General features: G+C 72.7%; 21 protein-coding genes and 1 pseudogene. 6 read left to right on the top strand and 16 right to left on the bottom strand.

What is annotated here, in order from left to right; genetic code table 11:
* Positions 1–29: 29 nt before the first annotated feature.
* A complete protein-coding gene (locus ACGFI9_RS10605; protein ID WP_393177308.1) occupies positions 30–881 on the bottom strand; it encodes a PhzF family phenazine biosynthesis protein in 852 nt (283 codons plus the stop codon).
* A 160-nt stretch (positions 882–1041) separates the two neighbouring features.
* Entirely contained in the window at positions 1042–2280 is a 1239-nt protein-coding gene (locus ACGFI9_RS10600; protein ID WP_393177306.1) for an RICIN domain-containing protein, read from the bottom strand.
* A 235-nt stretch (positions 2281–2515) separates the two neighbouring features.
* Here ACGFI9_RS10600 and ACGFI9_RS10595 point away from each other — a divergent pair, with 235 nt between their 5' ends.
* Positions 2516–5143, top strand: a complete 2628-nt coding sequence (locus ACGFI9_RS10595; protein ID WP_393177304.1) for a glycoside hydrolase family 3 N-terminal domain-containing protein — start codon at positions 2516–2518, stop codon at positions 5141–5143.
* Positions 5144–5201: 58 nt separating this feature from the next.
* On the opposite strand, the gene ACGFI9_RS10590 is transcribed toward ACGFI9_RS10595, so the two are convergent.
* The 7 genes from ACGFI9_RS10590 to smpB form a co-directional block, all read right to left on the bottom strand.
* Positions 5202–5717: a DsrE/DsrF/DrsH-like family protein gene (locus ACGFI9_RS10590; protein WP_393177302.1), complete on the bottom strand. Its 516-nt coding sequence runs from the start codon at positions 5715–5717 to the stop codon at positions 5202–5204.
* A gap of 14 nt (positions 5718–5731) precedes the next feature.
* A complete protein-coding gene (locus tag ACGFI9_RS10585) occupies positions 5732–6046 on the bottom strand; it encodes a TusE/DsrC/DsvC family sulfur relay protein (protein ID WP_393177300.1) in 315 nt (104 codons plus the stop codon).
* A gap of 5 nt (positions 6047–6051) precedes the next feature.
* The gene (locus tag ACGFI9_RS10580) at positions 6052–7281 is read right to left on the bottom strand and encodes an NAD(P)/FAD-dependent oxidoreductase (protein ID WP_393177298.1); all 1230 of its coding nucleotides are present in this window, start codon (positions 7279–7281) and stop codon (positions 6052–6054) included.
* A gap of 86 nt (positions 7282–7367) precedes the next feature.
* The gene (locus tag ACGFI9_RS10575) at positions 7368–8645 is read right to left on the bottom strand and encodes an MFS transporter (protein WP_393177296.1); all 1278 of its coding nucleotides are present in this window, start codon (positions 8643–8645) and stop codon (positions 7368–7370) included.
* On the bottom strand, positions 8642–9217 hold the full coding sequence (locus ACGFI9_RS10570; RefSeq protein WP_393177294.1) for a helix-turn-helix domain-containing protein: 576 nt from the start codon (positions 9215–9217) through the stop codon (positions 8642–8644). Before ACGFI9_RS10570 ends, ACGFI9_RS10575 begins: the two co-directional genes overlap by 4 nt.
* 130 nt (positions 9218–9347) lie before the next feature.
* Positions 9348–10241: an SGNH/GDSL hydrolase family protein gene (locus tag ACGFI9_RS10565; protein ID WP_393177292.1), complete on the bottom strand. Its 894-nt coding sequence runs from the start codon at positions 10239–10241 to the stop codon at positions 9348–9350.
* 146 nt (positions 10242–10387) lie between these two features.
* Positions 10388–10876, bottom strand: coding sequence for an SsrA-binding protein SmpB (smpB, locus tag ACGFI9_RS10560; protein ID WP_393177290.1), 489 nt, complete (start codon positions 10874–10876; stop codon positions 10388–10390).
* Positions 10877–10943: 67 nt separating this feature from the next.
* Between smpB and ACGFI9_RS10555 the strand changes: the two genes are divergently transcribed.
* On the top strand, positions 10944–11282 hold the full coding sequence (locus tag ACGFI9_RS10555; RefSeq protein WP_393177288.1) for a hypothetical protein: 339 nt from the start codon (positions 10944–10946) through the stop codon (positions 11280–11282).
* Positions 11283–11391: 109 nt separating this feature from the next.
* A complete protein-coding gene (locus tag ACGFI9_RS10550) occupies positions 11392–12465 on the top strand; it encodes a PKD domain-containing protein (RefSeq protein ID WP_393177286.1) in 1074 nt (357 codons plus the stop codon).
* Between the two features lie 81 nt (positions 12466–12546).
* Here the strand turns inward: ACGFI9_RS10550 and ACGFI9_RS10545 are convergent, their stop codons facing one another.
* Positions 12547–12744: a DUF397 domain-containing protein gene (locus ACGFI9_RS10545; RefSeq protein WP_393177284.1), complete on the bottom strand. Its 198-nt coding sequence runs from the start codon at positions 12742–12744 to the stop codon at positions 12547–12549.
* Positions 12735–13268 (bottom strand): annotated as a pseudogene (locus ACGFI9_RS10540) (DUF5753 domain-containing protein); the annotation flags it as partial. The gene ACGFI9_RS10545 and the pseudogene ACGFI9_RS10540, both read right to left, overlap by 10 nt.
* Positions 13269–13558: 290 nt before the next feature.
* Between ACGFI9_RS10540 and ACGFI9_RS10535 the strand changes: the two are divergent.
* Positions 13559–13810 (top strand): flavin reductase, encoded by a 252-nt coding sequence (locus ACGFI9_RS10535; RefSeq protein WP_393177282.1) that lies wholly within the window; start codon positions 13559–13561, stop codon positions 13808–13810.
* 101 nt (positions 13811–13911) lie between these two features.
* On the opposite strand, the gene ACGFI9_RS10530 is transcribed toward ACGFI9_RS10535, so the two are convergent.
* From ACGFI9_RS10530 to ACGFI9_RS10520, 3 genes are read right to left on the bottom strand one after another with little or no spacing between them, the layout of a single operon-like run.
* The gene (locus ACGFI9_RS10530; protein WP_393177280.1) at positions 13912–14538 is read right to left on the bottom strand and encodes a lysoplasmalogenase; all 627 of its coding nucleotides are present in this window, start codon (positions 14536–14538) and stop codon (positions 13912–13914) included.
* A gap of 11 nt (positions 14539–14549) precedes the next feature.
* A complete protein-coding gene (locus ACGFI9_RS10525; protein ID WP_393177278.1) occupies positions 14550–15377 on the bottom strand; it encodes a sterol desaturase family protein in 828 nt (275 codons plus the stop codon).
* Complete coding sequence (locus tag ACGFI9_RS10520) at positions 15374–16102, bottom strand: FadR/GntR family transcriptional regulator (protein ID WP_393177276.1); 729 nt, start codon at positions 16100–16102, stop codon at positions 15374–15376. The genes ACGFI9_RS10525 and ACGFI9_RS10520 overlap by 4 nt, the downstream gene beginning before the upstream one ends.
* A gap of 199 nt (positions 16103–16301) precedes the next feature.
* Between ACGFI9_RS10520 and htpG the strand changes: the two genes are divergently transcribed.
* Positions 16302–18134 carry a molecular chaperone HtpG gene (htpG, locus tag ACGFI9_RS10515; protein ID WP_393177867.1) on the top strand — a complete coding sequence of 611 codons (1833 nt, stop codon included), beginning with the start codon at positions 16302–16304 and terminating at the stop codon, positions 18132–18134.
* 52 nt (positions 18135–18186) lie between these two features.
* On the opposite strand, the gene ACGFI9_RS10510 is transcribed toward htpG, so the two are convergent.
* Together ACGFI9_RS10510 and ACGFI9_RS10505 are read right to left on the bottom strand one after the other, a co-directional pair.
* A complete protein-coding gene (locus ACGFI9_RS10510; protein WP_393177274.1) occupies positions 18187–19566 on the bottom strand; it encodes an MFS transporter in 1380 nt (459 codons plus the stop codon).
* 20 nt (positions 19567–19586) lie between these two features.
* On the bottom strand, positions 19587–19934 hold the full coding sequence (locus ACGFI9_RS10505) for a nuclear transport factor 2 family protein (protein WP_393177272.1): 348 nt from the start codon (positions 19932–19934) through the stop codon (positions 19587–19589).
* A 110-nt stretch (positions 19935–20044) separates the two neighbouring features.
* Between ACGFI9_RS10505 and ACGFI9_RS10500 the strand changes: the two genes are divergently transcribed.
* Positions 20045–22738, top strand: coding sequence for an AAA family ATPase (locus ACGFI9_RS10500; RefSeq protein WP_393177270.1), 2694 nt, complete (start codon positions 20045–20047; stop codon positions 22736–22738).
* Positions 22739–22753 lie beyond the last annotated feature (15 nt).

The following is a 22753-nucleotide window of genomic DNA, read 5'->3' as shown; positions in this document are numbered from 1 at the left end:
CCCCCTCGGGGAGCCGGGCTCCGGCCTGTTCAGCTCCCCGACGGGTCGGGCATGACCACGGCGTTGCCGGTCACCCGGATGCCGCCGGCGGCCGGCACGTCGACCACCAGCAGCCCCGGCCGGCCCAGGTCCGCCCCCTGGTGCAGGCGCAGCGTGGTCGGCGGTTCGACCAACCGGTGGGTTCGCAGGTAGCCGCCGAGCGCGGCGGCGGCCGCCCCGGTCGCCGGGTCTTCGACGACCCCGCCGACCGGGAACGGATTGCGCACGTCGAACTCCGTGGCGGTGGCGCGCCACACCAGCGCGACGGTGGTCCAGTCCTGACGCCGCATCAGATCGCGGAGCCGGTCGAAGTCGTAGTCGAGGGCGGCCAGCCGCTCCCGCGTCGCCGCGGCCAGGATCAGGTGGTGGGCCCCGGCGTACGCGACCCGGGGCGGCAACGCCGGATCAAGGTCCCCGCTGGCCCAGCCCAGGGCGGCGAGCGCCTCGGCGAGGTCGTGCGGAGCGACCGGCGCGTCCGAGGGCGCCACGCTGGTCAGGGTCGCGGTGGGGCGTCCGTCGGCGTCCCGGGCCGTCGACACCGCGACGGTCCCGGCCCGGGTCCGGAAGGTCAGCTCCCCGGTGCCGCCGCGCTCGGCGACCGCGACCGCGGAGGCGATGGTCGCGTGGCCGCAGAACGGCACCTCGGCCTGCGGGCTGAAGTACCGGACGTCGAATTCGCCGGGGCCGGTGGCGGTGAGGAACGCCGTCTCGGAGTAGCCGATGTCGGCCGCGATGGCCTGCATCTGCGGATCGGTGAGGCCACCCGCGTCGAGGACCACGCCGGCGGGGTTACCGGCCGCCGGGTCGGTGGTGAAGGCGGCATAGCGCAGGACTTCCGTCATGGCGCCAGGTTACGGGTCGGCTCCCGGTGGACCTGGTCCGGTGGATCTCCCCCTCGTGCCGGACGTCGGTGGGGTCCTCGGCCGGGCGAGGTGTCGGTGGCCGGCCGACGAGTGGAGCCCGGCACTCCCGTGGGAGAGCCGGGCCCCGGTCGGTACGGCGTCAGCGGCGCCACTTCTGGTTGGCGCCGCCCGTGCAGTCCCAGATCTGCAGCCGGGTGCCGTCGGCGGAGCTGACCCCGGTGGCGTCCAGGCACTTGTTGGACTGCGGGTTCACGATGTCACCGGTGGAGCTGAACACCCACCGCTGGGCGCCGGTGCCGTTGCAGTCGTAGAGCTGCACCTTGGCGCCGTTGGCGGTGGAGCCGGCGGTGACGTCCATGCACTTGCCGAGGGCGCGGACCGAGCCGTCGGACGCCCAGGTCCACTGCTGGGCGGCGGTGCCGTTGCAGGTCCAGAGCTGGATCGGGGTGCCGTTGGCGGTGTTGGCGCCGGCCACGTCCACGCACTTGCCGCCGTACCCGACGATCGGGCCGCCGGTCCCACCGCCGCTGCCGGTGTCCCAGGCCTGCACCCGGACGTAGTCGACGACCATGGTCTGCGGGAAGACCGTGCTGCCGTCCGGCGAGCCGGGCCAGTTGCCGCCGACCGCGACGTTCAGCAGCATGAAGAACGGGTGGTCGAAGACCCAGCGGTTGCTGCCCGCGTCGGCCGGGGTCTTGCGGGAGTACGCGACCCCGTCGAGGTACCAGGTGATGGAGTCGGGCGCCCAGTCGACGGTGTAGGTGTGGAACGCGTCGGCGAGGGCCTGTCCGCCCGGGAGCGAGGTGGAGCCGCCCAGGCCGTTGGCCCCCGAGTAGCCCGGCCCGTGAATCGTGCCGTACACCGTGGACGGCTGGCTGCCGACGTTCTCCATGATGTCGATCTCGCCGCTGTTGGGCCACGGGTTGGTGCCGATGTCGTTGCCGAGCATCCAGAACGCCGGCCACATCCCCTGCCCGCGCGGGATCTTGATGCGCGCCTCGAACCGGCCGTACGCCTGCGCGAAGGTGCCCCGCGTCAGCAGCCGGGCCGAGGTGTACTGGCAGCTGCCGTACCAGCAGGAGTAGCCGGACGGGTTCTCCTTGCGGGCGGTGATCACCAGGTTGCCGTTGCCGTCGAGGGCGGCGTTGCGGGTGCTCGTGGTGTAGTACTGCAGCTCGTTGTTGCCCCAGCCGCTGCCGCCGGTGTCGTACCGCCACTTGCTGGCGTCCGGCGGGGTGCCGGCGGCGCCGTTGAAGTCGTCGGACCAGGTCACGGCGCCGGGTCCGGCCATGGCGGGGGTGCTCGGGATGGTGGTGAGCGCGGCCGTGAGGCCCACGGCCGTGAGTGCCACGGCGGCGATGGTGCGGATGCTGCGCACGGATCCTCCCCTCCGGTTCCGGTTGTCTCCGCCCGGCCGGGGGACGGGCCGCCGAACGGTAAACAAACCATAAAGATAGACTTCGATGAAGCTATGAACGAAGCCCGGAGCTGTCAAGAGAGCGCTTCCCCGAGGTTCGGGATCCGGTTCCGGAACCGCCCGGAAACATTGACGTCACGCGATCGGGTTCGGAAGGATCCCCTACCGGGACGAGGGTCCCGTGGGGAGGCAGCAGATGAGATTTCCCAGATACGCCACACTCGCCGGGGCCGGACTGCTCGCCGTGTCCCTCTTCCCGGCCCCGCCGGCGGCGGCCGCGGACACGCAGACCGTCACCGTCGCCACCGACCGGCTCGTCTACCCGGCCACCCAGGGCAGCCGGGTGCCGGTGGACGTCATCCTGTCCACCTCGGACGGCCGGCCGCTGGCCCGGCCGGTCACCGTCCGCTGGTCGACCGGCGCCGGCACCGCCACGGCGGGCGTCGACTACACCGCCGCGTCCGGCACGCTCACCTTCCCGGCCGGCAGCCCGTCCGGGGCCGGCCGGTCGCTCGCGGTCACGCTGCGCCGGGACGCCGCCGCCGAGACCGCGGAGACCGTCCCGCTCACCGTCACCGCCGCCGGGGCCGGCGTCGCCGCCCAGCCCACCGTGGTGGTCGACGCGCACGGCCTGCCGTACCTCGATCGACGGCTACCGGTGCGGCGGCGCGTGGCCGACCTGCTGGGCCGGATGACCCTCGCCGAGAAGATCGGCCAGATGACCCAGGCCGAGCGGGCCGCGGTGGCCGACGACCCCACCGCCGTCGCCCGCTGGCAGCTCGGCTCGGTCCTCTCCGGTGGCGGCTCGACGCCGGCCAGCAACACCCCGGCCGCCTGGGTCGAGATGGTCAACGGGCTCCAGGCGCAGGCGCTGAGCACCCGGCTGCAGATCCCGCTGATCTACGGCATCGACGCCGTGCACGGCCACGGCAACGTGTACGGCGCGACCGTGTTCCCGCACAACGTCGGCCTCGGCGCCACCCGCGACCCGGCGCTCGTCGAGCGGGTCGGGCACGCCACCGCCGCCGAGGTGCGCGCCACCGGCATCCCGTGGAACTTCGCGCCCTGCCTGTGCGTCTCCCGCGACGAGCGGTGGGGCCGCAGCTACGAGAGCTTCGGCGAGGATCCCGCGCTGGTGGTGTCGATGGAGACCGTCATCGACGGCCTGCAGGGCCGGCTCGGCGACGCCGACCGGGTTCTCGCGACCGCCAAGCACTACGCCGGCGACGGCGACACCGACTACGACGAGGCCACCGCCGCGGCCAACGAGGGCAAGCCCTGGTGGGAGCAGAAGTACCCGATCGACCAGGGCGTGACCGTCACCGACCGGGAGCACTTCGCCCGCGTCGACCTCGCCCCGTACGGCCCGGCCGTGCGCCGGCACAAGGTCGGCAGCGTGATGCCCTCCTTCTCCAGCGTGGACTGGACCGAGGACGGGCTCGGCAACCCCACCAAGATGCACGCCAACCGCGAGCTGATCACCGACGAGCTCAAGGGCCGGCTGGGCTTCGACGGCTTCCTGATCTCCGACTGGGAGGGCATCCACCAGATCCCCGACCCCGCCGAGCCCACCAACGGCGGGCTGACCGCGTACAAGGTCCGGGCCGGCGTCAACGCCGGCACCGACATGTTCATGGAGCCGTACAGCGCCGAGCAGTTCGAGCAGCTGCTGCTGGCCGAGGTGACCGCCGGCCGGGTCAGCACGGCGCGGATCGACGACGCGGTCCGGCGGATCCTGACCAAGAAGTTCGAACTGGGCCTCTTCGAGCACCCGTACGCCTCGGCGGCCAACGTCGACCAGGTCGGCAGCGCGGCGCACCGGGCGATCGGCCGGGAGGCGGTGGCCAAGTCGCAGGTGCTGCTGAAGAACAGCGGGCAGGCGCTGCCGCTGCGCCCCGACGCGTCGATCTACGTGGCCGGGCGCAACGCCGACGACCTCGGCAACCAGTCCGGTGGCTGGACCATCGCCTGGCAGGGCGTCTCCGGCGACGCGATCCCCGGCACCTCCATCCTCGACGGCATCCGGGAGGTGGCCCCGCAGGCCCGGGTCACCTACAGCGCGGACGCCTCGGCCCCCACCGGCGACGCCCAGGTGGGTGTGGTGGTGGTCGGCGAGACCCCGTACGCGGAGGGCTACGGCGACGTCGGCGGCCCCGAGTGCGGCTGGTGCACCGTGCCGCAGCAGGAGGAGAAGTCGCTGAGCCTCCAGCCCGGCGACCGGGCGGTCGTCGACAAGGTCTGCGCCGAGGTGCCCACCTGCGTGGTGCTGGTGGTCTCCGGCCGGCCGCAGGTGCTCACCGACCAGCTCGGCGAGATCGACGCCCTGGTCGCCTCCTGGCTGCCGGGCAGCGAGGGCGCGGGCGTGGCCGACGTGCTCTTCGGCCGCCGCCCCTTCACCGGCCGGCTGCCGGTGAGCTGGCCGCGCACCGAGGCACAGGTGCCGATCAACGTCGGGGACGCCGACTACCAGCCGCTCTTCCCGTTCGGCTGGGGCCTGCGCACCCACCCGGGCCGGGACCGGCTGGCGGCGCTCGCCGCCGACCGGCCTCAGCTGCGGGCCGCCCTCGCCGGCGGCTGGAACGCCGACGGCTCGCTGCGCGACGCGCCCGCCACGCTGCGGACGCTCGACCGGCAGCTCCGCGCCGGGCAGCGGGACGCCGCGCTGGTCGAGGCGATCCTCGGGGTGGCCCGGGACGCCGCCCAGGCCGCCGTGGTCCGCGGCGACGCCCCGGCGGACTGGGCGAGGCTGATCGCCGACGCCGACCACGCCCAGCTCAGCGGCGACCCGCTCCGCGCGTTCACCCTCCTCGCCCGCGTCGCTTAACGGAAAGGAGGGGCCCCTGTTGACGCCTCGCGTGGTACCGGGGGCCCCTCCTGACACCTCAGATGAACAGCAGCTGCGCTCCCTCGGTCTTCTCGATGAAGTCGGCGGCGCTGATGATGCCCTCCACCTGGTGGTAGAGGTCGTCCTCGGTGAGGTGCATCAGGTCGGCCGACATCCGGCAGGCCCAGAGGTGCCCGCCGGCGGCGACGATCTGGTCGAGGAACTCCGGCACGTCGGGCACGCCCAGCTCGGCGATCTGCTTCCGGAGCTGGTGGGTGGCGAGCGCGGTCATCCCGGGCAGGCCGCCGAGGCCCTGCGGCACATGTGTGGCGGGGTTGCCGACCGGGGTGAACTTCAGGTCGGCCATCCGCGACTTCGTGATCATGTCGAAGCCCCAGAAGGTGAAGAACAGGTGGGTCTCCACCCCCTCACCGAGTGCCGCGTTGGCCAGCACCAGGCCCGGGTAGGCCATGTCGAGGCTGCCCTTGGAGCAGATGATGGCGAGCTTGCGGCCGGTGTCGGTATCGAAGTTCGGCACCACGGTCGGTAGGGTCGCCGGGGCGTTGGTGGTCATGACCGTTCCTCCTCTCATACGCAGCCGCGCGGCTTGGGCAGGCCGGCGACGTACGCCATCTTCTTGGCGGGCTTCTTCGGGAAGAGCGCGAAGAGCTCCCTGGTGGGCACCCCGGTCAGCCCGGAGATCCGGCGCAGGGTGGCGGTCTCCCCGTGCTGCCGGTAGTCCTCCCGCAGCGCGGTGAGGATCCGCCGGTGGGCGTCGGTCAGCTCGATGCCGATCTGCGCGGCCAGCCCGGCGGCCAGGTCGTCGTCCCACTCGTCGTACGCGGTGAGGAAGCCCTCGGCGTCGACGTGGATCTCGCGCCCGGCGATGCTGGTGACGGTCATCGCGATCACTCCTCGGGATGCTTGCCGGCCATCGACATCCGGGCCGGCAGGGGTACGGGACGCCCGGGCAGCAGCACGTTCCAGTAGAGCCAGCGGAACGCGAGCTTCCCCCAGTGGTTGACCGGGCTCTCCCGGAGCAGGCGGAACGGGCCGACGCCGGGGAGGGGGTAGCTGCCGGGCAGGGGTTCGGTGTCGTAGTTGAAGTCGATGAGCAGGCCACGGCCGTCGCCGGACTCGACGAAGCAGTTGGCGTGCCCGTCGAAGCGGCCGGTCATCCGCTCGCCCCGGACGTGCTGCAGGAAGTTGTCCACGAACACCTCGACGGAGAAGTGCGCCACCGAGCCGGCCTTGGAGGTGGGCAGGTCGTTGGCGTCGCCGACGGCGAAGATGTTCGGCCAGTCCGTGGAGAGCAGCGTGTGCCGGTCGACCGGGACGAGGTTCAGCTCGTCGCCCAGCCCGGAGCGGGCCACGTACTCGGCGCCCATGTTGAGCGGCACGGTGACCAGCAGGTCGTACGGGATCTCCCGGTCGTCGTAGGAGACCAGGCGGTGGTCCTCGACCCGCTCGACCAGGAAGTCGGGCTCCACGGCGATCTTCCGGTCGTCCAGCATGGCGCCGAGATGGCGGGCCGCCACCGGCTTGGTGAACGCCCCGGGCAGCGGCGTCGCGTAGACCAGCTCCACCCGGTCCCGCATGCCGCGCGCGCGGAACCACGCGTCGGCGAGGAAGGCGAACTCCAGCGGCGCCACCGGGCACTTGATCGGCAGGTCGGTGACGTGCACGACCAGCCGGCCGCCGGGGAAGCGCTGTAGCGCATGGGCAAGCGCCACGGCCCCGTCGTACGTGTAGAAGTCGAAGACGTTCCTGCGCCAGCGGTCGGCGTTCAGCATGCCCGGGGTCTGGTCGGGCCGGGGTGCCACGCCGGTGGCGACGACCAGCTGGTCGTACGGGAGCCGTTCCCCGTTGGTCAGCAGCACCTCGTTCCCGGCGGGCAGCACCCGGTCGATCTCGCCGTGCCGCAGGTTGACCCCGGGGCGCAGGAGCGACTCGGTGGGCCGGAAGGCCGCCGCGGGGGCCGCGCCGAACGGGATGAACAGGAATCCGGGCTGGTAGTAGTGCCGGTCCCGCTGCTCGACCACGGTGACATCCCAGTCCGAGCGGTCCAGCCGGCGGCGGAGCTTGTTGGCCACCATCGTCCCGGCCGTGCCCGCGCCCAGTACCAGAAGCCGTCTCATCGCGGACCACCTCCTATACCCCCGAGGGTATGTGCGAGGTGGCCGCTGCCGTCAGGGCCAGAGGTCCCGTCCCGGAAGGCGGGTCGTCAACCCGACCGGGTGTCGACGGTCGTCGGTCGTTCCGGCTGCCGCTGCTCGGGCACCGGGCGGCCCATCGCCCGCCAGGGGCCGCCGAGCAGCGGGGTGAGGACCACCAGCAGGTAGCAGGTGCCGACGGTGACCAGGGTGGCGGTAGTGCCGAACCGGTCGGCGGCCACCCCGGCGCCGAGCGCGCCGAGCGGCATGGCGCCCCACGCGCCCGCCCCGATCACCCCGTACACCCGGGCTCGCATGTGGGCGGGCACCCGTTCGAGCTCGACCGCGCCGATCAGCGGGTTGATCGCCCCGGCGGCGAGCCCGGCCAGCGCGAAGACCGTGGCCACGACCGGCAGCGGCGGCGCGGCGGCCAGCGCCCAGAACGGCGGCGCGCCGGCGACGGCGAACGCGGTGACGAGGGTGGCCCGCCGGGGCAGCCGGTGTCCCACCGCGCTGAACAGCAGCGAACCGACCAGCGCGCCGCCACCCATCGCGCCGACCAGCAGGCCGAACGCGGTCGCCCCGCCGAGGTCACGCGCGGCGACGACCGGGAGCAGTACGTTGCTCTTGGTCGCGTCGAAGAGGTTGGTCACCAGCACCAGCAGCACCATGGCGCGCAGCAGCGGCTCGCGGACCAGGAAGCGCAGCCCGGCCGCGAAGTCGGGCCAGTAGCCCCCGGAGGTCACCTCCGCCGTCTCGGGCCGCATGCCCGCCGGCAGCAGGGCCACGACCGCCAGCGCCGAGACGGCGAACGTCGCCGCGTCCACCGCCAGCACGGGTAGCGCGCCGAGCGCGCTGACCAGCAGGCCGGCGACCGGTGCCCCGATCAGCCGGGCGCCGCGCTCGGTGGCCTCGAACCAGCCGATCGCCCGCTCGATGGGTACGCCGGCGGCGGTCGCCGCCTCGGGCAGCAGCGCCGTACGGGCGGTCTGGCCCGGGGTGTCGAGCAGGCCGCTGACGAAGACCAGCACCAGCAGTGCCGGGAGCGGCAGCCCGACGGTGGCGTGCAGCGCGGGGACGGCGGCGACCGTCGCGCCCGAGACCAGGTCGGCGAGGATGCTGGCCCGGCGGTAGCCGATCCGGTCCACGAGCACCCCGCCGAACGCGCCGCCGAGCACCACCGGCGCGGTGGCGAACGCGCCGGCGAGCCCGGTGGCGGCCGGGGATCCGGTCTCGGCCAGCACATAGAGCGGCAGGGCGATCAGGGTGAGCATGTTGCCGGTCAGCGACACGACGTGCGCGCTCAGCAGGCCGACCAGCGGGGCCCGGCGCGGCGGGGCCGGCGTCATCGCGGGGCCCGGAAGGCGTGGTACATGAGGGTGACGGTGCGGGTGTCGGGCCGGTTCGCGTCGCTGCGGGCCCGCCAGCGCTCGGCCAGCGCCGCCAGGTCCGCCCGTAGCTCCAGCAGTTCGTCGCTGGTCAGGTGCAGGGTGGAGTCGCTGCTGGTGGTGCCGCGTACCCACTGTGGGTCGAGGGTGGCCTCGGCGTCGAGGTAGTTCCGCAGTTGGTCGACGTACCGGTCCAGGATGGCGCGGCGCAGCAGGTCGGAGGCGGCCTTGCGTTCCGGGTCGGCGAGCGCCTCGACCGGCTCCCAGGAGGTACGGGCGTGGGCCGCCCGCCACCAGCGCTCGCGGCGGTTGCGGGCCAGCTCGGGGGCCTCCCGGACGAAGCCGTGCTCGGCCAGCTTGCCCAGGTGATAGCTGACCGACCCGACCGCCTCGTCGGTGATGTCGCTGAGCATCCCGACGGTCTGCGGGCCGCGGACGCGCAATTCGCCGAGCAGCCGCAGCCGGGTGGGGTGGGCGAGCGCCCGCATGGCGCGAGGATCGGTGAGGCGCAGGGTGCTCGGTTCGTTCGTCACGGCGTCAGCCTAAACCGACAAGGGATGATGTACAAGAAGTCTTGTCAACGAGTCGGCGCACGCTCATGCCGACTCCAGCAACAGCGTCGGCCCCGTCGCGACGTGACGGGGCCGGGCGGTCCGAGGACCGTCAGCTGTTCAGTCTGGCCAGCACGGCGCTGGCCATGCCCTGCTCACCCCGGGCGTTCGGGTGGAACGGGGCGGCCGAGTTCTCCGGGAACAGACCCTCGACCCAGCGGGTGCTGCTGCTCTTGCAGGCGTCGTGTCCGATCGACGGGGTGTAGACGTCGGCGTAGGTGGCGTTGTTCGCGGCGGCGGTGTTGGCCAGCATGCCGTTCAGCGACTTCTCGACGCCGCGCAGGTACGGCACGTCCTGGTAGGCGATCGGGACGACGGGCCAGCAGCCGTAGCCGCTGTCCGGCAGGATCGCCGGGTAGCCGATGACGACAACCCGCGCGCCCGGGGCCGCCGCGTGGACCGCCTGCAGCACGGTGGCCACCTTCGGCGCGGTGGCGTTGATCCGGGCCTGCAGTTGGTCGGTGCCCCCGGCGGTGTACTTGTTCTTGCAGGGCGAGCCGAACGGGCTGCTGAGGCTGGCCTGCGCGCAGTCGCTGATGATGCTGGAGAAGCCGATGTCGTTGCCGCCGATCTCCACCGTGACCAGCGCGGTGCTCGAGGTCACCGCGCTGAGCTGGGGCGGCACCGAGATGCCCAGCTGGCCGCTGCCGGTGTTGAGGATGTCGTTGGTGGTGGCCCCAGAGCAGCTCACGTCGGCGAAGGACGAGGAGCCGGCCGACGCGGCGACCAGGGACGGGTAGTTGCGGTCCGACCGGAGGCAGTTGAGGTCGACCTGGGTGGGGATCAGCGGGCCGGCGGTGTACGAGTCACCCAGCGCGACGTAGCGGCCGGTGGGCACGGCGGCGCTGGCGGGTGGGGCGAAGGCGAGCAGCACACCGGCGGTGGCGGCGGCGAGCGCGGCCATCCGGCCGGCCGCCCGGCGCAACGGCAGGCGGGGACGGATCATGGTGGCTCCCAGGGTGGCGGATGGGTGCCTGATTGTGTCCGTGCTAACGCCAAGCGTCAATATTTACATCTATCTTTCTTCGCGGGTCGAGGAAACCCCGGCTCAGTGTGCACGCCGGGACAGCAGCGGTGCGGCAGGCCGTCCGGTCAGCGGCCGGCGCCGGCCCGGCCCTTGAGGCGGCGGCCCAGCTCGCGGGCGATCTCCCGGTTGGCGTCCCGCTCGGCGAGGGCCTGCCGCTTGTCGTACGACTTCTTGCCCTTAGCCAGGCCCAGCTCGACCTTGGCCCAGCCGTTGCAGAAGTACATCGACAGCGGTACGAGCGTGATGCCGCCGTCGCGCAGCTTCTCCAGGATCCGGGCGATCTCCACCCGGTTCAGCAGCAGCTTGCGGGTGCGCCGGGGCGCGTGGTTGGTCCAGGTGCCGTAGCCGTACTCGGCGATGTGCAGGCCGTACAGCATGATCTCGCCGTCGCGCTCCTGGGCGAAGGCGTCGACCAGCGACACCCGCCCCTCGCGCAGCGACTTCACCTCGGTGCCGGCCAGCACGATCCCCGCCTCGTACGTCTTGAGGATGGTGTAGTCGTGCCGCGCCTTCTTGTTCGAGGCGATCAGCTTGCGCCCGTTCTCCCTGGCCACGCCGGCAGGATACCCGCCGGCGCCGGCCGGGGTCCGGCGATGTGATCGCGCGAGGCACACTGGGTCGGTGCCGACTCCGCCGCTCCTCCGCAGGGTGCGGTTCGAGATCCGCCCATGGGGCGACGGCCCGGACCCCGCCCGCGAGCTGCTGCCGCACGTCGACGGCGTCAGCCTGGTCGAGCTGGTCTCGGCCTTCGAGCGTGCGGCCGGCTACGACGTGCCGGGCGCGTACGCCGGGCTGGTGCTCGATCACGTCAACGTCGGGGACCTGGTGGTGATGTGGAGCGGCTTCGTTCAACCCCACCGACCCGAGCGCGACTACGGCGACTTCGGCCCCTTCGTCTTCGGTCGAAGCCAGTACGGTGCGGCCGTTCGCGAAGTCGCCGCCGAGACCCGGGCCTCGTGACGTCGGCTCCTTAGCCCAAACCCGAGGTTGTCTTAACCCCGCCATATGGTGCGGCGACCTACGGTCGGCCGGTCAGATCCACATGGGACACGGGGCCCAGGAGGAACCAGTGGTCAAACGTCACGCAGCACTCGCCATCGCGTTCACGGGGGTGATCGCACTACTCGTCGCGGGACCCACCGCGGCCTTCGCCGAACAGGAGGGTGACGTGGTCACCCAGGCGGTGACCAACGACAATTTCGCCGACGCGCTGCCGGTCGACGCGCTGCCGTACTCGAACGTCCAGGATCTCACCACCGCGACGGCGGAGGACGGCGAGCCGACGTCGTGCTTCAGCTCCACCCGCACCGTCTGGTACTCGTACACGCCGACGACCACCCGCATGGTCACGGCCGGCACCCTGCCGGACTATCCTGGCATCGCCGTCTACACCGGCAGCTCGCTGGACAGCCTCACGGAGGTGTACTGCCGGCCTGCCTACGGCTACACGCCGGTGACCTTCGAGGCGCAGGCCGGCACGACCTACCTGTTCCGGACGGGGGCGAGCTTCTCCGAGCAGACGACCTTCCGGCTGGACGTCGCGCCGGACCCGGAGGTCGACTTCTCGCCCCCAGGGTGGGAGCCCAGCATCTTCGACACGGTCTCGTTCTGGCCGTCGATCTACGACCCGGCGGGGCTGGGTATCGCCTCCGTCCGCTGGGACTTCGGCGACGGCACCACGACGGATGACCAGTATCCGCGGCACCGGTTCAACGCCGACGGCGACTACTCCGTGCGGCTGACGGCGTGGACGGTCGACGGGCGGAGCGCCTCGGCCACGCAGGTGGTGATGGTCCGTACCCACGACGTGTCGATCGTCCGGCTCGGCGTGCCGTCGACCGCCCGGGTCGGGCAGAGCATCGGCGTCACCGTCAACGTGCAGAACACCCGGTACGACGAGACTGTCGAGGTGCGGCTCTACCGGAACCAGCCGTACGGCTATCAGGAGGTCGGCATCGACACGCAGCCGGTCCCGGTGCAGCCGGCGGGCAAGACCGTCGCCTTCTCGTTCAGCTACACCGTCACAGCGGAGGACCAGGCTGCCGGGAAGATCACCTTCCGGGCGGTGGCCGCCTTGCGGCCGAACCGGGACGCGCTCGGGGCGGACAACGAACTGCTCTCCACCCCGGTACGGGTCAACTGACCGCTGCCGGGTTTCTCCAGATGCGGCATGTGGCGGTGTCCGACACGCTCGGATACCGCCACATGCGCGAGGTGGAGTGGATCACGCGCCGGTCACTTCGGCGATGTCGGCGACGAACGCCTGCCACGCCGACGGTGTGAAGGCAAGGACCGGGCCGGTGGGGTCCTTGGAGTCGCGGACGGCGACCACCCCCGGGAGGTTGTCCGCCACTTCGACGCAATCGCCGCCGTTGTTCTCGCTCTTGGTGCTTTTGCGCCACCGCGCGCCGGTCAAGTCCATGATCCTGCTGCTTCCCTGATGAGGTCTAGGGATTGCGCCCGGGACAGGCACTCGCCGCGAATGCGCTCCCACCGCCGATCCAGAGTAGCAATCTCCTCGATCTGTTCGATGATCTGCGCTCGTGCCTGGCTGTCGACGTGTGCGACGCGACCGCCGTCCGCGAGTTCGGCCACAGTGAAAGGGCCGCCGAGGCCCGAGTACATGCCGGCGGTCAGCGGGACGATGTAGACCTGCACGGTGGGCATCGTGGCGCATTCCGCAAGGTAGGCAAGCTGCTCCGCCATCATGGCGTGGTCGCCGCCGGAGGTGCGCCGAAGGACCGATTCATCGATGGCCGCGATGAAGAGGGGCGGACGCTCGCGGCGGAGGACCGCTTGCCGACTGATCCGGGCTTCGGCCAGGTCGGCCACTTCCGTTGCGGTCAGCGCCTCGCCCGTCAGGGTTGCCCGGGCATACGCCTCGGTCTGAAGAAGTCCCGGAATCCAGGCGAGTTGGAAGCTGCGTAGGGACAGCGCCTCGCGCTCGTGCTGAACCCGGCCCGGATCGTGCCGCTGGCCGCGCATTCGACGGCGCCGCCGGCCTGGGTGTGCGACGGCTGCGGCGCGGACTGGCCCTGCCCGGCGTGGACCGACCCGCCGACCGATGCGGCGCGTCGCGCGTAGCTTCTCCCCGAGTTCGTCCGGCTGGCCCGCCGGGCCATCCGGGACCTGCGCGGTCGCCCGGACGGCCCGCGTCCGCCGGAGATCGTGCGGCGGTTCCTCTGGTTCCTTCCGCTGACCGACGAGGAGGCCCGCGCCGTGGCGCTGAGGCTGCGGTGACCCGCCGCCGGCCCGAGCACCTGCCGTCCCGGCTCACCTGGCGCTGCCAGGCGTGCGGGATCGCCTGGCCGTGCTCGCCCGCGAAGCTGCGCCTGCTCGGCGAGTACCGGGAGAACCGCCCCGGCCTGCTGATCTACCTGGCGACTCTCCAGGCCGAGGCCGCCGCGCAACTCGCCGAACTGGACGCCGACGTCCCGCCGCCCGTCCTGCACGACCGCTTCCTCGCCTGGGCGAGCCCCCGCGGGTAGCCCCGGGGGAGTGGCCGACCGCGGTATCGGGCGCGTGGGATACCGCGACCTGCGCGAGGTGGAGCGGATCAAGCCGGGTGGGCGACACCTGCCGGAGTGGATCAAGCGGGCGCCGCCACCGGGCGACGAGCCGTTCCGGCGAGGGTCGGGGCGGCGGCCCAGCCGGTGGTGATCAGCAGCAGCGCCGCGATGTAGGTGGTCATCACCAGCAGGCCGTGGCCGGGCACGGCGACGCCGGCCGCGCCCACCCCGATCAGCAGGTCGGAGACGAGGAAGAGCGCCCCGCCAGCCGCCGTACGCCGGGACACGCTGGTCGCGGCGGCGGCCATCACGGACAGGGTCAGGCTGTAGCCGAGCACCGGCAGCCGCAGCGGCCCCAGCGCGCCCCACAGCAGACCGTTGGCGACCGCCCACAGGGCCACGTACGCCAACACTGCCGGAACGGGCGGCCGGCGGTGCCGGAGGAACGCGGTGGCGAAGCCGAGCTGGGTGACCAGGAAGCAGCCCATGCCGGCCAGGAACGCGGCCCGGCCCGGCACGAGCAGGGCCACGTCCCCGGCGGTGGCGAAGACCAGCCCGACCGCGACGCCGTCGAACCGGCGCCGGGCCGTCCAGAGGTACGCCATCAGCAGCGGCGCGAGCAGCGGCTTGGCCACCCACTGCACCGCGGTCGAGTCGAGCGCGACACCGACCAGCTCGACCGCGGCGACCACCCCGAACAGGGGCAACCAGGGGCGCCTCACCGGGCGGGCTGCCAGCCGGGCCGGCCGAACACGTAGCCGAGGCGGTCCCGCCAGGAGCGGGCGGAGCGTGCGTCGGCCCAGATCGCGGCGAACTCGTGGGTCGCCACCCGCAGCGGGTTGTAGGTGGTGATGTTCTTGGTCAGGCCGTACCGGACCGTCGCACGTTCCGGCTCGAAGGTGCCGAAGAGCCGGTCCCAGACGATCAGGATGCCGCCGTAGTTGCGGTCCAGGTACTCGGCGTTGGAGCCGTGGTGGACCCGGTGGTGTGACGGGGTGTTGAAGATCAGCTCGATCGGCCGGGGCAGCACGTTGACCCGTTCGGTGTGCAGGAAGAACTGGTAGAGCAGGCTGATCGACTGCTGCAGGAAGATCATCCACGGCGGGATGCCGAGCAGGGCCAGGGGCAGCCAGAACGGCAGTGAGGTCATCGGCGTCCAGCTCTGCCGCAGCGCGGTGGAGAGGTTGTAGTAGACGCTGGAGTGGTGCACCACGTGGCTGGCCCAGAAGATCCGGACCTCGTGGTGCAGCCGGTGGAACCAGTAGTAGGCGATGTCGTCGGCGAAGAAGACGATCACCCAGGTCCACCAGTGGCCGGGGGAGAGGTGGATCGGCGCGACCAGCCAGAGTGCCGCGTAGAGGCCGGCGGTGAGCAGCTTCCAGGGCACTCCGATGATCTGGCTGCCCAGCCCCATGGAGAGGCTGGTGGTGGTGTCGCGCAGCTCGTAGCCGCGTTCGTCGTCGTCGGGCAGGAACCGGTAGGAGACCGCCTCGATGATGATGAGCAGCAGGAACGCCGGGACGGCGTAGAGCACGGCGGGGATCATGCTCGGGCCTCTTTTCGCGGGGCGGGGGTGGTGGGGGTGGTGACCGGGGCGGTCAGCAGGGCCCGGGCGTGCCGGGCGGCCGCCGCACCCTGGCCGGCCTCGATGGCGGCGGCGAGCCGCCGGTGGCCGGCCACGTCGAGCAGTTCGGCGGCGCGGGCGTCCGGGGGGACGTCGCCGACGGCGAAGGTGCCGGCGACCAGGCTGTTGAACGCCAGCAGGTAGGCGGTGTTGCCGCTGCCGCGCACCACGAGCCGCCAGATCGCGATGTTGGCCTCGGCCATCCGGGCCAGGGCGGGCGCGAGCGAGCCGTACTCCTCGGCGGCCGCGACCAGCGCGGCCGCCACCGCCGGGTCGGCCCGCTCGGCGCAGAGCCGGGCCGCGTCGATGCCGACGCAGGCCCGCATCTCCAGCATGTCGCGGACCAGCGTCGCCACCGGGAGTACGTCGCCGGAGCGGGCCAGCGACAGCGCCAGGTCCAGCCCGGCGTGCACCCGCCAGTCGAGCACCCGGGTCGCGCCGCCCTGGCTGACCCGGACCAGGCCGAGTTGCTGGAGGCGGCGCAGCGCCTCGCGGACGGCGTGCCGGTTGACCTCGAAGGCGGCGGCCAGTTCGCGCTCGCCGGGGAGGGTCTCCTCGGGCCGGTAGCGGCCGCTGACGATGGCGTCGCGGAGCTGCCCGAAGACGTGGTCGGAGACCGAGGCGCGGGGGACGGGGGCGAAGGCCATGGCCAGCAGTGTGGCCCCGGACACATCAACCCGTCAACTGGTTGGACCAGACGGCTTTCCGCCACCCTGCGCTGTTTCGGTGCGCACGCCTCGTATCCTTTCCGCCGGAAGACCCGCGAACTGGTGGAAGGGAGTCGGTGTGAGCGACCGGGTTGAGACGTTGGAGTTCCAGGCCGAGGCCCGTCAGCTGCTCCAGCTGATGGTCCACTCGATCTACTCGAACAAGGACGTCTTCCTGCGCGAACTCATCTCGAACGCGTCGGACGCGCTGGACAAGCTGCGGTTGGAGTCGCTGGTCGACAAGGACCTCGAGGTCGACACCGCCGACCTGCACATCGAGATCGAGGTCGACAAGGAGGCCCGGACGCTGACCGTGCGGGACAACGGCATCGGCATGTCCCGCGACGAGGTGATCGGGCTGATCGGCACGATCGCCAAGTCCGGCACCGCGGAGCTGCTGCGCAAGCTGCGCGAGTCCAAGGACGCCGCCGCCTCGCAGGAGCTGATCGGCCAGTTCGGCGTCGGCTTCTACGCCACGTTCATGGTCGCCGACAAGGTCACCCTGCTGACCCGGCGCGCCGGGCAGCGCGGCGGCACCCGCTGGGAGTCCACCGGCGAGGGCACCTACTCGGTCGAGTCGGTCGACGAGGCCCCGCAGGGCACCTCGGTCACCCTGCACCTCAAGCCCGCCGACACCGAGGACAACCTGCACGACTACACCGCCGAGTGGACCATCCGGGAGATCGTCAAGCGCTACTCCGACTTCATCGCCTGGCCGATCCGGATGACCGTCGAGCGGTCCGGTGAGGACGGCGCGACGACCCGCGAGGAGCAGACGCTCAACTCGATGAAGGCGCTCTGGGCCCGCTCCCGGGACGAGGTCGACGAGGCCGAGTACAAGGAGTTCTACCGGCACGTCGCGCACGACTGGGCCGACCCGCTGGAAACCATCCACATGCGGGGCGAGGGCACCTTCGAGTACGAGGCGCTGCTCTTCCTGCCCTCGCACGCCCCGCTGGACCTGTTCTCCCCGCAGGGCCGCCGCGGCGTGCAGCTCTACGTCAAGCGCGTCTTCATCATGGACGACTGCGACGCGCTCATGCCCAACTACCTGCGCTTCGTCAAGGGCGTGGTCGACGCGCACGACCTGTCGCTGAACATCTCCCGGGAGATCCTCCAGCAGGACCGGCAGATCCGGGCCGTGCGCCGCCGCCTGGTCAAGAAGGTGCTGGCCACCCTCAAGGACCTGTCCGCCGAGGCGTACCGCACCTTCTGGGGCGAGTTCGGCGCGGTGGTCAAGGAGGGTCTGCTCGAGGACCCGGACAACACCGAGGCCCTGCTCGACCTTGTCCGGGCCGCCTCCACCAACGACCCGGCCGAGCTGACCACCCTGCGCGACTACGTCGAGCGGATGAAGGACGGCCAGACCGAGATCTACTACGCCACCGGCGAGAACCGGGCCACCATCGAGAACTCCCCGCACCTGGAGGCGTTCCGCGCCAAGGGCTACGAGGTGCTCATCCTCACCGACCCGGTCGACGAGGTCTGGGTCGAGCGGGTCGGCGCGTACGACGGGAAGACGCTGCGCTCGGTCGCCAAGGGCCAGGTCGACCTGGAGACCGACGAGGAGAAGGAGAAGGCCGAGGCCGAGCGACAGGAGTACGCCGACCTGCTCACCTGGATGAGCGGCGCGCTGGCCGACAGCGTGAAGGAGGTCCGCCTCTCCACCCGGCTCACCACCTCGCCGGCCTGCGTGGTGGGTGACGCGCACGACATGACCCCGACGCTGGAGAAGATGTACCGGGCGATGGGGCAGGAGGTGCCCCAGGTGAAGCGGATCCTGGAGCTCAACCCGACCCACCCGCTGGTCACCGGGCTGCGCAAGGCCCACGAGCAGGGCGCCGACGCCACCGCGCTGACCGAGACCGCCGAGCTGCTGTACGGCATGGCGCTGCTCGCCGAGGGCGGGGAGCTGGCCGACCCGTCGCGGTTCACCCGCATCCTCGCCGATCGGCTCGCCCGTACCCTGTAGCCGGCGATGACCCGAGCCGGCCCGGCGCGTGCCGGGCCGGCTCCGTCGTCCGTCAGGCGCTGCGGTGGGGCAGCAACCGGACGAGGACCGCCACCACCACGCTCAGCGCCACCAGGACGTCGAGGCTGAGCGCGAACGCGTGCGGGAAGGGTCCGGTGCCGAGCGCGCCGTAGAACACGCTGCCGATCAGGGCCACGCCGACCGCGTTGCCGGCCTGCTGCGCCGTGGAGAGCACCCCCGAGGCGGCCGCCGCGTGCCGTGCGGCCACGCCGGCCATCACGATCGAGGGCAGTGGTGCCACCACGAAGCCCATGCCCGCGCCGGCCACCGTGAGCCCCGGCACCAGCCAGCCGATCGGATCGTCCGCGGCGAGCGCGAGCAGGCCGTACCCCGCCGCGACCACCAGCGTGCCGATGGTGAGCGTCCGGCGGCCCGCCCGGGCGGCGATCCGCCCGGACAGCATCGAGGTGACCAGGTATCCGACGCCGAGCGGCACGAAGAGCAGCCCGGACGCGAGCGCCGACAGGCCGCGCCCGTCCTGCAGGTACACCGCCAGCACCAGGAAGAACGACGCCATCGTGAGCTGGAAGGCGAGGCTGACCACCACGCCCACGATGTACGCACGGTCGCTGAACAGGCGTGGGTTCACCAGCGGTGCGCCACCCCGCGCCGCCAGCTGGCGTTGGTGCAGGGCGAACGCGGTGAGCGGCGGCAGCGCCGCCAGGCACCACCCGGCGGACTCGCCGGCCAGCAGCGGGTACACGATGGCGATCAGGCCGAGCGTGGCCAGTACGGTACCGGTCAGATCCAGGCGGGCGCCGGTCGCCGAGCGCGACTCGGGCACCAGGCGCCGGCTGGCCGCCACCGCCGCCACGCCGATCGGCACGTTGATCAGGAAGATGCTGCGCCAGCCGAGACCCGCGACGTCCGCCCGGATCAGCAGCCCACCGATGAGCTGCCCGAACACCGCGCCCAGCCCCACCGCAACGCCGTAGGCGCTGAACGCGCGGGCCCGCCGGCCGCCGGTGTAGACCGTGTTGATGATGGCGAGCACCTGCGGCATCAGCAGCGCGGCGGCGACACCCTGGAGTACTCGGCCGCCGACCAGCACGCCGGCGCTCGGCGCCAGCCCGCAGGCCGCCGAGGCGAGCGTGAACAGGCCGAGGCCGAACGCGTACAGCCGGCGCCGCCCGTACAGGTCGCCCAGCCGGCCACCGGTGATGAGACCCGCGGCCAGCGCCAGCCCGAACCCGGCGACCACCCACTGCACGGCCGACGGCCCGGCCCGCAGGTCCACCTGGATCGACGGGATCGCCACGTTGACGATGAAGAAGTCCAGCAGCGTGACGAACGTGCCGGTCAGCAGCACCAGCAGGGCGCCCCAGCCGGTGTCGGCCCGCGGCGTGGCTGCCGGCGCGGCGATGGCGCTCATGGGGCGTCCTTCCAGCGTCGTCATGCCGGGACCTTGTCGAGGAAGCCGTGGATCGCGGCGATCCGGCCGTCCTCGGTGAGGACGGCGACGTCGAAGCCGACGACGAGTGGCTCGCTGTCGTCCGTGCCGAGGGTCCAGGTGAACCGGGCGATGTCGTGGTGCGCGTCCACCGGGCCGGCGCTGAACCGCAGGCCCGGGAACTGCGCCTGCACGGCGGCGATCGTCGCGTCGATCGCGTCCCGGCCCTCCGCGACCGCCAGCGGGTCGGTGTACCGGCCGTGCTCGGCCCACACCTCGTCGATCAGCGCCCGTCGCCGGGTCGGGTCCGTCTCGTTCCAGCTCTCCAGGTACCGGTCGATGACCTTCATGACGTTTCTCCATCTCGTGTGAGGTGCCTTGAACGCTATGGAGCCGCGCCGGTCCCGGAATCTGTCGCGCATCAGTACATCTGTCGGTGGGCGTCGGTAACGTCTCCGCCATGCTGTACGGGCGGGACGCTGAGCTGGCGGTGGTCGGCAAGCTGCTGGACACCGTGCGGTCCGGCGGCAGCGGCGCGCTGGTGCTGCGCGGTGAGCCGGGCATCGGCAAGACCGCGTTGCTTGAGCACGCCGACACGTCGGGGCTGCGGGTGTTGCGCGGCGTCGGCGTGGAGTCGGAGGCCGAACTGCCGTTCGCGGGCCTGCACCTGCTGCTGCACCCGGTGCTCGATCGGCTCGATGCCCTGCCGACGGTGCAGGCCGAGGCGCTGCGCGGCGCGCTGGGGCTGGCCGCGGCCGGCGTGCCGGACCGGTTCCTGGTCGGCCTCGCGCTGCTGTCGCTGCTGTCCGAGCTGGCCGACGACGGTCCGCTGGTGGCGGTCGTGGACGACGCCCAGTGGCTGGACCGGGCGTCCGCCGACGCGCTGTTGTTCACGGCGCGCCGGGTCGGCGCCGAGCCGGTCGGCCTGCTGTTCGCCGCCCGCACCGACGGCTTTCCGGCACCCGGTGTGCCGGAGCTCCCGCTGCCCGGGCTGGACCCGTCCGCCGCGGCGGCGCTGCTCGCCGAGCACGCCGCCGACCTGGACGCCGGCGCGCGGTACCGGGTGCTTGCCGAGGCGGTCGGCAACCCACTGGCGCTGATCGAGCTGCCGGCGGTGGCGGTCTCGGCCGGCGGTGCGCTGCCGGACCGGCTCCGCGACGCGTTCCAGGCCCGGGTACGCACGCTGCCGGACAGCGTGCGCACCGTGTTGGAGGTGGTCGCCGCCGATGACACCGGCGACCTGGCTGTGGTGCTGCGCGCCGCCGGCAAGTTGGGCGCCGGCGGCGCCGAGCTGGACGCCGCGGTCCGGGCCGGCCTGGTGACCGCGGACGGAACGGTGTCGTTCCGGCACCCGCTGGTCCGGGCCGCCGTGTGGCACGGCACGCCGCCCGGCCGGCGCATCGCCGTGCATGACGCGCTGGCCGCCGCGTTGGACCGCCCCGGCGACGCCGATCGTCGTGCCTGGCACCTGGCGTCGGCGACCATCGGGACCGACGAGGGGGTCGCCGCCGAGCTGGAACGCACCGCGGCGTGGGCCGGTGAGCGCAGCGGGCACGCCGCCGCGGCTGCCGCGTACGAGCGGGCCGCGCAGCTCACCGCCGAGCCCGCCGCCCACCTGCGCCGGCTCACGCTCGCCGCCGAGGCCGCGGCGGAGGCGGGCGACCTGGACCGTTCCGACACGCTCGCCGCCCTGGCCGAGCGCTCGGGTCCGGAGGATCCGCTGCTGGCGGCCCGGCTGACCGCGGTGCGCGCCGCGGCCGACTTCTGGCGCGGCACGCTGCCGTCGGCGCACGAGCGTCTGCTGCACGGTGCCGCCCGGGTGGCCAGCACTGACCAGCATCTGGCGCTGAGCCTGCTGGTGGAGGCGCTGCACGTCGGGTGGTACGCGGGGGAGCGGCAGCTGTCGGAGTCGGTGGCGCGGTTGCGGTCGGCGCTGGTGCCCGACGACCCACTGACCCCGCTGGCCCGGCTGTTGATGCACGCCGTCACCCCGATCGTCGGCGTGGCGGACGATGGCGACGGCATCGACTGGGCGGCGTCCGGGGCGATGATCGCGGCGGCCCGTGGAGCGGCGAACGAGCCGGGTGCGGCGATCCTCGTCGCGGGGCTCGGGCTGGTCCTCGGGCAGGAAACGGTCACCGTCGAGCTGGCCGAGGAACAGGTGGAGCTGGCGCGCCGACAGGGCCGGGTGGGCTGGCTGCCGCAGGCGCTCTTCTACCTGGCGTGCGGCCGGCAGTTCGCGGGCTGGCAGGCCGAGGCGGCCGCGGCGACGGAGGAGGCCCTGGCGATCGCCCGCGACACCGACCAGCGCCAGTGGATCGATCGGCTCGGCGAACCGCTGGCGTACCTGACCGCGGTGGCCGGGGACGAGGACGGATGCCGCCGGATCACCGATGAGGCGCTCGCGCGCGTCGCGGGCGGCGACCCGGCGTGGCAGGTGCCCTGGGTGTATGCCGCACGTGGCCTGCTGGAACTCGGTCGTGGCCGGGCCGAGTCGGCGCTGGCGTCGCTGGCGCCGCTGGCCGAGGGTCGGGCCAGGTTCCACATCTCCGCCACCCGTAGCACTCCCGACCTGGTCGAGGCCGCGGTACGGGCCGGCCGGCCGGACGCGGCGGCAGAGGCGTTCGCCCAGTACCGACGCTGGGCCGCGCACGCCAGGCAGCCGTGGATCGATGCCGTCGTGCTGCGCTGCCAGGCGCTGCTCGGCCCGGACGAGACGGCGGGGGAGTCGTACGCGGCGGCGCTGTCCGCGTACCGGCGGCTCAACCGGCCGTTCGACGAGGCCCGCACGGCGCTGCTGTACGGGGAGTGGTTGCGCCGGGCCCGCCGTCGCGCGGAGGCACGCACCTACCTGGCCGCCGCAGTCGACGGCTTCGAGAAGCTGGGTGCGGCGCCGTGGGCGGCGCGGGCCCGCACCGAGCTGGGTGCCGCCGGTACCCCGGCACCCCGGCGTCCCACCGGCCCCGCCGCACGACTGACTCCGCAGGAGCTGCAGATCGTCACGCTCGCGGCCGCTGGCCTGTCCAACAAGGACATCGCGACGCGGCTCTTCCTGTCCGCCCGCACCGTCGGCTACCACCTCTACAAGGCGTATCCGAAGCTCGGCGTGGTGTCCCGCGCCGAACTGGCCGAGCTGGACCTGGGAAGTCCCTGACCGCGAGCTGCGTGA

The sequence above is a fragment of the Micromonospora sp. NPDC048930 genome, from assembly GCF_043197935.1.
Classification (GTDB): domain Bacteria; phylum Actinomycetota; class Actinomycetes; order Mycobacteriales; family Micromonosporaceae; genus Micromonospora.
Note: the sequence above shows the minus strand (reverse complement) of the source record. Positions and strands in the feature narration are given on the sequence as shown.

What these genes read in the sequence shown, in the direction of transcription:
- ACGFI9_RS10605 (WP_393177308.1), bottom strand. Translation starts at nt 881, where the DNA reads ATGACGGAAGTCCTGCGCTATGCCGCCTTCACCACCGACCCGGCGGCC.
- ACGFI9_RS10595 (WP_393177304.1), top strand. Translation starts at nt 2,516, where the DNA reads ATGAGATTTCCCAGATACGCCACACTCGCCGGGGCCGGACTGCTCGCC.
- ACGFI9_RS10590 (WP_393177302.1), bottom strand. Translation starts at nt 5,717, where the DNA reads ATGACCACCAACGCCCCGGCGACCCTACCGACCGTGGTGCCGAACTTC.
- ACGFI9_RS10585 (WP_393177300.1), bottom strand. Translation starts at nt 6,046, where the DNA reads ATGACCGTCACCAGCATCGCCGGGCGCGAGATCCACGTCGACGCCGAG.
- ACGFI9_RS10580 (WP_393177298.1), bottom strand. Translation starts at nt 7,281, where the DNA reads ATGAGACGGCTTCTGGTACTGGGCGCGGGCACGGCCGGGACGATGGTG.
- ACGFI9_RS10575 (WP_393177296.1), bottom strand. Translation starts at nt 8,645, where the DNA reads ATGACGCCGGCCCCGCCGCGCCGGGCCCCGCTGGTCGGCCTGCTGAGC.
- ACGFI9_RS10565 (WP_393177292.1), bottom strand. Translation starts at nt 10,241, where the DNA reads ATGATCCGTCCCCGCCTGCCGTTGCGCCGGGCGGCCGGCCGGATGGCC.
- ACGFI9_RS10545 (WP_393177284.1), bottom strand. Translation starts at nt 12,744, where the DNA reads ATGGACTTGACCGGCGCGCGGTGGCGCAAAAGCACCAAGAGCGAGAAC.
- ACGFI9_RS10525 (WP_393177278.1), bottom strand. Translation starts at nt 15,377, where the DNA reads ATGATCCCCGCCGTGCTCTACGCCGTCCCGGCGTTCCTGCTGCTCATC.
- ACGFI9_RS10520 (WP_393177276.1), bottom strand. Translation starts at nt 16,102, where the DNA reads ATGGCCTTCGCCCCCGTCCCCCGCGCCTCGGTCTCCGACCACGTCTTC.
- htpG (WP_393177867.1), top strand. Translation starts at nt 16,302, where the DNA reads ATGGTCCACTCGATCTACTCGAACAAGGACGTCTTCCTGCGCGAACTC.
- ACGFI9_RS10510 (WP_393177274.1), bottom strand. Translation starts at nt 19,566, where the DNA reads ATGAGCGCCATCGCCGCGCCGGCAGCCACGCCGCGGGCCGACACCGGC.
- ACGFI9_RS10505 (WP_393177272.1), bottom strand. Translation starts at nt 19,934, where the DNA reads ATGAAGGTCATCGACCGGTACCTGGAGAGCTGGAACGAGACGGACCCG.
- ACGFI9_RS10500 (WP_393177270.1), top strand. Translation starts at nt 20,045, where the DNA reads ATGCTGTACGGGCGGGACGCTGAGCTGGCGGTGGTCGGCAAGCTGCTG.